Raw genomic sequence first — 2,997 nt, 5'->3', positions numbered from 1 at the left:
GGGGCCCGGGGCGCGCCGGCTCAGACGGCCGCTGGGGCCGCCGTCGGCCGGTCCGACGGGTCGGCCGGTTCCGCCGGGTGCTCGTCGGACTCGCTGAACTGGGTGCGGTACAGCTGCTCGTAGCGTCCGCTGCGGGCGAGCAGCTCCTCGTGCGTGCCGCGTTCCACGATGCGGCCCTGCTCCAGGACGAGGATCTGGTCGGCCTGCCGGATCGTGGAGAGCCGGTGGGCGATGACCAGGGAGGTCCGGCCGGCGAGTGCCTCGGTGAGCGCCTCCTGCACGGCTGCCTCCGAGGTGGAGTCCAGGTGCGCGGTGGCCTCGTCCAGGATGACCACGCGCGGCTGGGCCAGCAGCAGCCGGGCGATGGTCAGCCGCTGCCGTTCACCGCCGGACAGCCGGTAACCGCGTTCACCGACGACGGTGTCCAGCCCGTCCGGCAGGGAGGCGATCAGCTCGTCCAGCCTGGCCCTGCGCAGCGAGTCCCACAGCTCCTCGTCGGTGGCCTCCGGGCGGGCCAGCAGCAGGTTCGCGCGGATCGAGTCGTGGAAGAGGTGGCCGTCCTGGGTGACCATGCCCAGGGTGCGGCGCAGCGCCTCGGCGCTGAGGTCGCGCACGTCCACGCCGCCGAGCCGCACCGTGCCCCGGTCCGTGTCGTACAGGCGGGGCGTGAGCTGGGCGATGGTGGACTTGCCCGCGCCGGAGGAACCGACGAGCGCGACGAGCTGGCCCGGCTCGGCCCGGAAGCTGACGTCGTGCAGCACCTGCTCGCCGCCGCGGGCGTCCAGGGTCGCGACCTCCTCCAGCGAGGCGAGCGAGACCTTGTCTGCCGACGGGTACGCGAAGTCCACCGCGTCGAACTCGACACCCACCGGACCGTCCGGCACCTCGCGGGCGTCCGGCTTCTCCTGGATCAGCGGCTTCAGGTCCAGCACCTCGAACACCCGCTGGAAGCTGACCAGCGCGCTCATCACCTCGACGCGGGCGCTGGCCAGTGCGGTGAGCGGGGCGTACAGCCTGGTCAGGAGCAGCGCCAGGGAGACGACCGTGCCGGCGTCCAGCCGGCCGTTCAGGGCGAGGTAGCCGCCCAGTCCGTAGACGAGGGCCAGCGCCAGGGCGGACACCAGGGTCAGGGCCGTCACGAACGTCGTCTGGAGCATCGCGGTCCGCACCCCGATGTCCCGGACCCGGTCGGCGCGCTGTGCGAACTCGGCCGACTCCTGCTCGGGCCGCCCGAACAGCTTCACCAGCGTGGCGCCCGGTGCGGAGAACCGCTCGGTCATCTGGGTGCTCATCGTGGAGTTGTGGTTGGCCGCCTCCCGGGAGAGCTGGGCCAGGCGGGCGCCCATGCGCCGGGCCGGGAGCACGAACACCGGCAGCAGCACGAGGGCGAGCAGCGTGATCCGCCAGGAGAGCTGGAGCATGACCACCAGCGTCAGCAGCAGCGTCACCACGTTGCTGACCAGCCCGGAGAGGGTGTTGCTGAAGGCCCGCTGCGCACCGATCACGTCGTTGTTGAGCCTGCTCACCAGAGCGCCGGTGCGGGTCCGGGTGAAGAACGCCACCGGCATCTTCTGCACGTGGTCGTAGACGGCGGTGCGCAGGTCGAGGATCAGTCCCTCACCGATGCGGGCCGAGAGCCAGCGGGTCAGCAGCCCGATGGCGCCCTCCGCGACCGCGATCAACGCGATCAGCACCGCCAGCATCACCACCGTGCGCGGGGCCTGCCCGTCCACGATGGCGTTGACGACCCGCCCGGCCAGCAGCGGGGTGGCGACCGCGAGCACGGCCGTGACCGTGCTGAAGAACAGGAACAGGGCGATCAGGCGCCGGTGCGGCCGGGCGAAGGCGAAGATCCGGCGCAGGGTGGCGCGGGAGAAGGGGCGCTGGTCCTCGGTGGCGTGCCGGGCGTTGTACATCGCGTTCCACGCGGTCATCTCCATGGACATCCCACACCTCCGTAGCCGAGCCGATGGGACGACCGTAGAACCTCAAGCGAAGTTGAAGTCAACCGCTGATCGCCCGGGCGTCCGCATCGGAAGTCAGCGATCGGCGTAGACGATCCACACCTGGCCCCGGTCGAACAGCATCGGTTCGCCGTCCGGTAGGTGGAACTCCGTGCCGGCCGATTCCGATACCCGCTGCCACGTCGTCTCGAAGGCCCGGCCGTCCCGCAGCACCGTCGCCGGGCCCTCGCCGACCGTCTCCACGTAGGGCGTCACCGCACCGGTGACGTCCCGGAACTCGGAGGGCCGCATCGTCACGTGCTGGATGACCACCGTCGGCGGACCCAGCCGCCCGCCCTCGCTGGTCAGGGCGGGAGCGCCGTCGAACGAGGCCAGCCAGCGCCCCTCCTCCGGAGACCACTCGAAGGACGTGACCGCCGACGAGTACCGCACGGCCCGCTCGGTGACCGGCTCACCCCCGTCCGGCAGCTTCCCGAAGCGGAAACCGATGTCGCTGGGCCGCCCCGCGTCCGGAGCCGCCCGCAGCGCCTGCTCAGGCCGAAGGAACAGGTTGTGCGGCGCCGGGCGCCCCGCCTGACGGAAGTACGCGTCCGGCGCCGAGCTCTGCGGCACCACCTCGTTCGGGGAGTTCTCGACCGCCTGCCGCAGCGCGCTGCGCACACCCGAGTAGGCGAACGCCGGCCGGTCGAACTGCCTCAGCAGCTCCAGATCCGACTCCCGGGCGCTGCGCACCGGCCCCAGGGTGTCGGGGTAGGCGCTGGAGTAGACGCCCATCAGGCGGCTCTGCCCGCCCTCGACCTTCTCCACGTAGACCAGGTCCGCCTGGTCCAGGCCGGTGTGCGGTCTGGCCTGTGCGGCGTTGTCGAGCTTCACCGCCAGCACCGGCCCCGACTCGGCGACCACGCCGGTGAAGGGCGACCTCTCGGGGCCGTTGCCGTCCTTGCGGTCCCCCGGCTGGCACGCGGCGGCTCCGCCCAGCAGCGCGGCCACCGCGAGCACGGCCACCGCCCCCCTGCGCAGCCGCCGCAGCCCC

At 72.4% G+C, this 2,997-nt stretch carries 2 protein-coding genes; both read right to left on the bottom strand.

All coding sequences use genetic code 11. From position 1 onward, the window contains the following. Positions 1–20: 20 nt before the first annotated feature. Complete coding sequence (locus ACYVE9_RS21145; protein ID WP_461029468.1) at positions 21–1,946, bottom strand: ABC transporter ATP-binding protein; 1,926 nt, start codon at positions 1,944–1,946, stop codon at positions 21–23. A 93-nt stretch (positions 1,947–2,039) separates the two neighbouring features. Continuing rightward, a complete protein-coding gene (locus ACYVE9_RS21140; RefSeq protein ID WP_461029469.1) occupies positions 2,040–2,993 on the bottom strand; it encodes a DUF3048 domain-containing protein in 954 nt (317 codons plus the stop codon). Positions 2,994–2,997 lie beyond the last annotated feature (4 nt).

The sequence above is a fragment of the Streptomyces sparsus genome (assembly GCF_054776295.1).
The sequence above is the reverse complement of the archived record's forward strand: the minus strand, read 5'-3'. Positions and strand labels throughout refer to the sequence as shown.